General features: G+C 41.4%; 6 protein-coding genes. 5 read left to right on the forward strand and 1 reads right to left on the reverse strand.

Annotation, left to right across the window (positions count from 1 at the left end):
• Nucleotides 1-112: 112 nt before the first annotated feature.
• Entirely contained in the window at nt 113-1,390 is a 1,278-nt protein-coding gene (fahA, locus tag ACEW8U_RS13935) for a fumarylacetoacetase (protein WP_373522663.1), read from the reverse strand.
• A gap of 580 nt (nt 1,391-1,970) precedes the next feature.
• Here fahA and ACEW8U_RS13940 point away from each other — a divergent pair.
• The 5 genes from ACEW8U_RS13940 to ACEW8U_RS13960 all read left to right on the forward strand — a co-directional run bounded on the left by ACEW8U_RS13940 (nt 1,971) and on the right by ACEW8U_RS13960 (nt 8,928).
• A complete protein-coding gene (locus tag ACEW8U_RS13940; protein ID WP_373522664.1) occupies nt 1,971-4,277 on the forward strand; it encodes a PSD1 and planctomycete cytochrome C domain-containing protein in 2,307 nt (768 codons plus the stop codon).
• 1 nt (nt 4,278) lies between these two features.
• Nucleotides 4,279-5,730, forward strand: coding sequence for a DUF1501 domain-containing protein (locus ACEW8U_RS13945; RefSeq protein ID WP_373522665.1), 1,452 nt, complete (start codon nt 4,279-4,281; stop codon nt 5,728-5,730).
• Nucleotides 5,731-5,743: 13 nt separating this feature from the next.
• Nucleotides 5,744-7,882 carry a chitobiase/beta-hexosaminidase C-terminal domain-containing protein gene (locus ACEW8U_RS13950; RefSeq protein WP_373522666.1) on the forward strand — a complete coding sequence of 713 codons (2,139 nt, stop codon included), beginning with the start codon at nt 5,744-5,746 and terminating at the stop codon, nt 7,880-7,882.
• Between the two features lies 1 nt (nt 7,883).
• Entirely contained in the window at nt 7,884-8,618 is a 735-nt protein-coding gene (locus tag ACEW8U_RS13955; RefSeq protein WP_373522667.1) for a sugar isomerase domain-containing protein, read from the forward strand.
• Between the two features lie 64 nt (nt 8,619-8,682).
• Nucleotides 8,683-8,928, forward strand: a complete 246-nt coding sequence (locus ACEW8U_RS13960) for an AbrB/MazE/SpoVT family DNA-binding domain-containing protein (protein WP_373522668.1) — start codon at nt 8,683-8,685, stop codon at nt 8,926-8,928.
• The last annotated feature ends 143 nt before the right edge of the window (nt 8,929-9,071 follow it).

Genomic DNA, 9,071 nt, shown 5'->3' on the forward strand with positions numbered 1-9,071 from the left:
ATGTCAAAAGAGATTGCCACGTCGCACGAAGGACTGTTCAAATTATCAAAGTTTCCCAAGTGCTCCTCGCAATGACGCACCACCTCGTCCTTTATCCCTTTTCCTTCATCCTTTAACTAGGCTTCCCCGGCATCACCTTACTTTCAACCTCACCAAACCCAACACGGATACCTGCTTTCTCACAGTAGCCCTTCAATATCACTGTATCTCCATCTTCTATAAACTTCCTTTCTCCTCCTTCTTCCAATATCACCGGTTTGGTACCTTTCCAAGCAAGTTCCAACATGGAACCAAAACTATCCAAAGTGGGGCCTGAAATCGTACCCGAAGCCATCAAGTCACCAACATTGATGTTGCAGCCGTTCACTGTGTGATGGGCAAGTTGTTGGGAAATATTCCAGTACATGTATTTGAAATTGGAAGTACATACCTTGGTGCTCTTCATTCCATCAGGTTGAATAAAGACCTCCAAGTTGATATCAAAAGCATGATCTTTTTTAAATTGCAAATAAGGTAAAACTTCAGGGTCCTGCTTAGGCCCGGCTACCCTATAGGGTTCCAAAGCTTCCAAAGTTACTATCCAAGGGGAGATGCTTGAGGCAAAGCTTTTTCCAAGAAAGGGACCCAATGGCACATATTCCCAAGCCTGAATGTCCCTGGCCGACCAATCATTGAACAGCACCATTCCAAAAATAAAATCCTCAGCATCCCCTGTGCCGACACTGTCCCCCATCTTGGTGGGTTTTCCGATAATAAATGCCATTTCCAGTTCAAAATCCAATCTTCGGCTTGGACCGAATTCAGGGTTTTCCATATCCGGATCCTTGTATTGTCCCTTGGGCCTGTGAATGGGAATTCCTGAAGGAATTATAGAAGAAGACCTTCCATGATATCCTACCGGAAGGTGTTTCCAATTGGGCAACAGAGCATTTTCAGGATCCCGGAACATTGTTCCAACATTGGTAGCGTGTTCCTTGCTGCTGTAAAAATCCGTATAATCTCCGATTTTAACAGGTAAAAGCATCTGGGCTTCTTTCCTTGTCACAAACGCTTTTCCCCTGCTTTGGTGGTCTCGCAAAGCTCCGTTTTCTTCTTTAAGCAAATCCTGCACTTTCTCCCTGACCCTTTTGGTGATTGGCTTTCCCAATGCGATAAAATCGTTCAGAGAATCCTTTTGAAATACACCATGGGGCAACTGTGTCATGTCTGAAAAAAATCCTTCCTCATGCAACACAGCCAAATCAACTATTTTGTCCCCTATGGCAACTCCTGCTCTCGGAGAAAGTCTTTTGTTTTGGAAAATCCCAAAAGGCAGATTATAAATTGTAAAATCTGAATCTTTCGGAACAGGCACCCAGCTTTTAAGGGATGGTACTTTCACTTCACTCATGGTTAAAAATTTGGTATTATCGCAAATATAGGATTTAAGATTAGATGTGGGTTAAAAAATTGTGATTTTCAAATTCTGAAAATTTGTTCCTCGTCATCCCGAGTCCCTAACATTTTTAAAATGTTGAGAAAAGGAATGACAGCAAGTTACCCCCTAGGCAGCCGTCATCCTGAGTCCCCAATATTTATGAAAAAACATTCAGAAAAATAATGACATCAAGTTACCCCCTAGGCAGCCGTCATTCTGAGGCACGAAGAATCTCCAGAGGTCCTATTTATGTTTATAAAACATTTCCTGATCCTCGAGAGACTCCCCGAAAACATCGGGGCAGGCTTTCCTTCGTCAGAGTGACGTCACCAACATTTACGTCATTGGTAGGCACTAGTGAACTCAAGAGGTCCTCTTATAAAAATTTTAGCATTAACTGATCATCGCGAGATGCCCCGAAAGCATCGGGGCAGGCTTTCCTTCGTCAACATGACGAAACTTTCCATTAATAAAATTTTTATCTAACCATTTGAAGTTGATCAAAATTATCTCGAAATTTCAAATCCAATAATAATCTATAATTACCTCTCCCATGAAGTGTTTCAGGCATTTTGCCTTTATTCTAGTTTTGCTTCAATTCGCCTGCAAGCCATCTTCCGACAACGATATTACTATAAGTGATGCCGAACAGTTAAGTTATAATTTTCACATTCGCCCCATCCTATCAGACAAATGCTTCGCATGCCATGGCCCTGATGCCAATAAAAGAGAGGCTGGATTGCGGCTTGATGTCGAAGAAGCTGCTTTGGGAGCCTTAAAAGAAAGTCCCGGGAAATTTGCCATTATTCCCAATGACGTCAACGGATCTGAACTTTACCACAGAATAGTCAACACTGATCCCAACGAACTGATGCCACCTCCTGAATCCAACCTCTCTTTGTCGGAAGAAGAGATCGGATTAATTAAAAAGTGGATTGAACAAGGTGCGAAATATGAGCCACATTGGGCTTTTGTAACTCCCAAAAAAGCAGCATTACCAAAAGTCAAAGACAAAGAATGGCCAAAAAATGAAATCGATTATTTCACCTTGGCCAAAATGAACAAGTTGGGACTGAACCCAAATGATGAGGCAGAAAAGCATGAATTGCTAAAAAGAGTAAGCCTTGACCTGACAGGCCTCCCCCCTACTCCTGAGATGATCAGCGCTTTTGAGAAAGACAATAGCCCTGAAGCATACAAAAAAGCATTGGACAACATCATGAACCTGCAGACCTATGGTGAGAAAATGGCTGTCCTTTGGATGGATATCTCTAGGTATTCAGATTCCTATGGCTATCAGGATGACAATATCCGAACCCAATGGCCTTACAGAGATTGGGTGATTCATGCATTCAATAAAAACCTTCCTTACGACCAATTCATCACTTGGCAGTTGGCCGGTGACATGTTGCCAAATGCGACCAAGGAACAGATATTGGCCACAGCCTTTAACAGAAACCATAAATATACCGAAGAAGGTGGTGTCATACCTGAAGAATATCGGGTAGAATATGTACTGGACAAATCCAATACTTTCAGCAAAGGAATCCTTGGAATCACAATGGAATGTGCACAATGCCATGACCATAAGTATGACCCGATCTCGCAGAAAAACTTCTACGAAATGTTTGCCTTTTTTAACAATACTCCCGAAAAGGGATATGAAGGTGATGTCTCACAGTCCAAACCTGCCAAAACGCCCATCCTTTGGATAGAAAGAGAGGATATCAACGAACTCCTTTCATTCATCAACCATCAGGATACGAGCAAATTGATGGTCTCCGTGATGGATGAATTGGACACTTTGAGGACTACTTACATTCTAAACCGGGGTTTATACGACGCTCGTACGACCCCTGTCAGCCCAAATACACCTGAAAATATATTTTCTTTCCCTGACAATCTGCCCAAAAACAGGCTTGGACTTGCAAAGTGGACCGTGGACAAAAACAATCCGCTTACTGCAAGGGTGTTTGTCAACCTGATGTGGCAGGAAATATTCGGTGTAGGAATTGTCAAATCAACAGGCGATTTTGGAATGCAGGGCGACCTTCCCTCCCATCCTGAACTCTTGGATTGGCTGGCGGTGGATTTTATGGAAAACGGTTGGGATGTCAAATATTTATTGAAGAAAATCATGACTTCTGCTACATACATGCAGTCCTGCAAAGTCACCAAAAAACATTTGAATACTGATCCTGATAATATCTATTTGGCAAGGTCTCCGAGATTGAGATTGACTGCCGAGAATATCAGAGATTTGGTCTTGGCAAGTTCAGGCCTGCTTGTACCTGAAATTGGCGGACCAAGTGTTAAACCATACCAGCCTGATGGACTTTGGGAAGCTGCGACATCAGGCCGTGGTGAACTTAAGACCTATGTACAGGATAAAGGCGACAAGTTATATAGAAGAGGATTATATACCTTTATCAAACTCACTTCCCCTCCTCCGATGCCGATCATCTTTGATGGCTCAAACAGAGATCAATGTGAGGTTAACAGAGGAAGAACCAATACCCCGCTTCAGGCATTGGTCATGATGAATGATCCTTTGGTGATGGAGGCATCTCGGGTTTTGGCGAGTCAGTTGACTGAAAAAGGAGCCGAACCTGAAGATGCCATTGAGGAAGCATTTAAAAGCATTCTATGTAGGGTACCGAATTCAAAAGAAATGGATATTCTTTTCGGCTATTTCAAAGAAGAATTATCTAGATTCAACGAAGACCAAGCATCAGCTGATGACTTATTCAAAGTGGGTGAATACCCGATCAGAGAAGAAAAAATATCCCCAAACACCGCCGCCATGATGCAGGTAATCCTAGCGATGTATAATCTTGAAGAAGCAATAACCAAAATCTGAGATGGAAAAAGAGCAATCTGAATATGGATTAAACGAGAATAGGAGGAAGTTTCTTTCCAAGGTAAGCTTAGGAATTGGAAGTGTTGCTTTGGGTAGTCTTTTGATTCCTGACCTGTTCAAAGGCAAAAGCGGTGAAGATGCATTGATGGATGCTTTGCCTCATTTTGCTCCAAAAGCAAAAAGAGTCATATACCTTTTCCAAAACGGTGCTCCTTCCCAATTGGAATCATTTGATTACAAACCTTTATTAAATCAACAGATTGGACAGGAACTCCCTGATTCCATCCGTGCAGGCCAAAGACTCACAGGAATGACGTCAGGTCAAAGCTCTTTTCCATTGGTGGGTTCATTCTTCAAATTCAACCAATACGGCGAATCCAGGGCATGGATTTCAGAAATGTTTCCACATACTGCCAAAGTTGTGGATGATATCTGCATCATTAAGTCCATGCATACAGAGGCCATCAATCATGATCCGGCATTGACATTTTTTCAGACCGGTGCACAGGTTGGCAACCGTCCAAGTATGGGCGCGTGGCTGAGCTATGGATTGGGGAGTGAAAACAGCAACCTCCCCTCTTTCTGTGTGCTATTAAGCCGGGGCAAAGGCAATGGCCAAGGTGTATATTCCAAACTTTGGACAAATGGGTTCTTGGATTCTGTCCATCAGGGTGTTCAGTTTTCTGCCAGTGAAGATCCTGTGTTATATCTCAAAGATCCAAAGGGAATGAATAGAGAGGACAGAAGAAGGATGTTGGATAAATTGGCAGAAATGAACAATTTGAATTTTGAGACTTTTGGTGACCCTGAAATCCAGGCCAAAGTCCAACAATATGAAATGGCTTTCCGCATGCAAACCGCAGTTCCGGAAGTTACCGATATCAAATCAGAACCTGACAGCATCATCAAAATGTATGGACCAGATTGCCTGATTCCAGGCACCTATGCTGCCAATTGCCTATTGGCCAGGAAACTTTCAGAAAACGGGGTGAGATTTGTGCAGCTTTACCACCAAGGTTGGGATGCGCATGATAATCTGCCAAACCAATTTATCGGTCAGGCAAAAGATGTCGATCAGGCTTCTGCTGCATTGATTACAGATTTGAAACAAAGAGGACTTTTGGATGAAACATTGGTGATTTGGGGTGGAGAATTTGGAAGAACAAACTACTGTCAGGGAAAAATACAAGTGGATAATTATGGACGTGATCACCATCCTAGGGCATTTTCTATTTGGATGGCCGGAGGAGGTGTTAAGTCAGGAATGGTATATGGAGAAACAGATGAGTTTGGATATAACATTGTAGAAAACCCGGTCCACGTCCATGACTTCCAAGCCACTATCCTTCATTTGATGGGAATTGACCATGAAAGGCTTACCTACAAACACCTGGGAAGAAGGTACAGGTTGACCGATGTACACGGTAAAGTTGTAAAAGACATTTTGGTTTAACATTTCTACTATTATGCCCCAAAACCAAAAAATCTTTGCGATTCTAGAAAATTCGTTGATTGCTTTAAATGGACTAATTCTTATTCTTGTCATCGGGCAAGACCATATACAACTGCCATCTTTTTTGGAGGTAGTTGGTAGAATGCACCCACTCCTGCTCCATTTTCCAATAGTCATGCTATTTTTGGCAGCGTTGCTGTTTTGGTTTCCCGATGCCTTGGGAGCCAATTCGAAGGTCGCCATGAAATGGCTATTGCTTTCCGCACTTTTCTTTACAGGTATCACTGTTCTCGCAGGGCTTTTTCTAAGTGCAGAAGTTGGCTATGTAAAAGAAGATTTTGAAAACCATCAATGGACAGGATTGCTAGTATTTTGGCTAGGAACTTTGTGGTATTGGTTTTGGGTGAAAGAAAAGCTATCCATTGCAAAAGGCCTTTCTTTAATGGTATTGGTTTTGGTATTGGCAACCGGCCACTTTGGAGCTTCATTGACACATGGTGAAGATTTTCTTTTTGCCCCTTTAAAAAGTGTAATAGACATGCCTCAGGTAAGTTTCGAAGAAGCTTTGGCTTTTGAACATGTCATCAAACCGATCTTAGATCAAAAATGCATCAGTTGCCACAAAGCAGGAAAAATCAAAGGTGAGCTGAGAATGGATGAAGTACAATATATCCTTAAAGGTGGTGAAATGGGTCCTGCCATCGACATGGAGGATCTTGAAAATTCCCAGATTTTGATCCACATATTGTATGATTTGGAAGATGAATATCATATGCCTCCCAAAGGAAAACCCCAATTGTCAGAAACAGAACTTGCATTGATCCAAAACTGGATCTTGGATTCTGCATACTTTGAAAAAAAACTGACTTCTTACAGTCCTGAAAGCGAATTCATAGCTTTAGCAAAAGAAAAATTTGCAAGCCAAGAATCCAAAACCTATTCTTTCAAGGCAGCAAATGCCAAAACTATAGCAGAGCTAAACAATGACTACAGAAAAGTGGTAGCTACTTACCCAAATTCACCTGGACTAAGGGTTACATTTTTTGGAAAAAACCAGTTTGACCCCAATACGATCGATGAACTAAAAAAAGTCAAAGACCAAGTCGTAGAACTGAATTTTCAAAACATGCCTATGAAAGATGGTCACCTTCAAAAGATTGCAAACTTTCCTAATCTTGAGGTTCTCAACCTTAATTTCACAGGAATGGAAGGAAATAATTTGGGTGAATTGAAAAACCTCAAAAACCTGACGCACCTCTCCCTCAGCGGTAATCCACTTTCTGAATCAGCTTTTGAAAGCCTTAAAGATTTTAGTCAGCTAAAGAATCTGTATGTATGGACCAATAAAAACGCTGATGCCATTGCCGCACTAAAATCCCAATTACCTGAAACAAACATAGAAGGGGGATTTCAGGACAATGGCACACTATATCAATTGAATGCGCCACAAATAGAATTTGAAAAATCTATTTTCACCGATAAAGCTGAAGTTACACTCAAGCATCCCATTGGCACAGTCAAGATTTTTTATACCCTTGACAATACCATACCGGATAGCAGTAACAATCAGGTGTATTCCGGACCTATTAGTTTGGATAAAAACACAACTTTGCGGGCAAGGGCTTTTGCGGACGGGTGGCTTGGAAGTACTGAAAAACAAGCTGTATTTTTCAGGTCAAAAATTCAGCCTGACAGCTACAAACTTACCTTTCCTCCCAGTGAATCATATAAAGGAAAAGGTGCCTTGACCCTTTTTGACCTTGAAAAAGGAGATGAGGATTTTGGAAAAGGAAAATGGTTGGGTTTTCAGGACACACCGTTTGAAATTCAAATGAATTTCAAATCTCCCCAAAGTATCCAAAACATTGCTTTCAGTACCTTGGCAGCAGAGGGTTCGCATATTTTCCCGCCCTCCAAAGTGGAAGTATGGATCAAAACCCAGAATACGGATTGGAAGTTGATTGATACGCAGAAACCTGAACAGCCAACAAGTAATCGTGACCGGATGCTGCAGATGTATGAAACCAATATCAACCAAAGTGACGTCACTGCGATCAAAGCAAAGCTCACCCCTATCAATCCCTTACCAAAATGGCATCCAGGTGCCGGAGGCAAAGGATGGGTGTTCATTGATGAAATCCTGATCAATTGATATGAAGGCTTACCTGCGATATTTTGACCAAGTTCAATCCAAACTCAAGACTGTTTTCGAGCAAAAGGAAAAGATTGAACAGGCCGCCAAATGGATAGCAGATGGCCTTGCCAATGATGGTTTTATCTATACCAGTGGAACAGGACATTCTCACATGTTTGCTGAAGAGATTTTTTACCGGGCGGGCGGATTTGCTAGGGTAATACCTATTTTGGATGATGACCTGATGTTGCATAAAGATGCTTCGTACAGTACAGAGGTGGAAAGGAAGGAAGGGTATGCGGCAAGGCTTCTTGAAGGATTTCCATTATCTAAAAAGGATATTTTCATCATCTCTTCCAACTCCGGCCGTAACACCGTAAGTATAGAAATGGCGATGATTGCCAAAGAGAAAGGTTCCAAAGTCATCGTCATCACCAACCTGAAACATACCCAATCAGTCACTTCAAGACATCCATCAGGGAAAAGACTTTTTGAAATCGCTGACTTGTATTTTGACAATGGCGGAGAAACCGGAGATGCATCAGTGACATTGGATGGGTTGGATATTAAAGTCGGTGCGACTTCCACAGTTACTGGTGCAGTGATTTTACAGAGTATGATGGTACAGGCTGCCGATAACCTGATCCAAATGGGTATAAAACCTGAGGTATTCAGCAGTTCTAATTCGGATGAAGGAGAAGAACACAATGAGGCTTTGATCAAAAAATATAAGGGGATAGTGAAGGGCTTGTGAAAATTTGGTGTGGATTAGTGATTTTTTTGTAATAACTTTTGTATCTATTAACAAAATGGAATGAATGAAAACCAAAATAATCAAAATAGGCAATTCAAAAGGGAAAAAGTTGGATAAGTCAATTTTGGAGAAACATAATTCTAGTGAAGAGGTTGAGCTAATATCGGAAAAAGAGCATATAGTTATAATAGCTATTGAGGAACCTAGAAAAAACTGGAGCGAGGCTTTTAAGAAAATGTATGAGGAAGGTGACGACAAACTTTTGATGGATGATGTTTTTGAAGATGAGGAATTTGAGGAATGGAGTTAAGACAGTTTGTAGACTGATTTGAAAATAATTACATAAATCACAGAATCCTTCCATTCTAAACATAAAATCGATTAATTTTTCATTATATCCTTACTAGAAGTGTTCCCTTGAAAAATTCCATCCATGCAGGTTTTTAAATGTGA

The sequence above is a fragment of the Aquiflexum sp. genome (genome assembly GCF_041751335.1).
Lineage (GTDB): Bacteria > Bacteroidota > Bacteroidia > Cytophagales > Cyclobacteriaceae > Aquiflexum.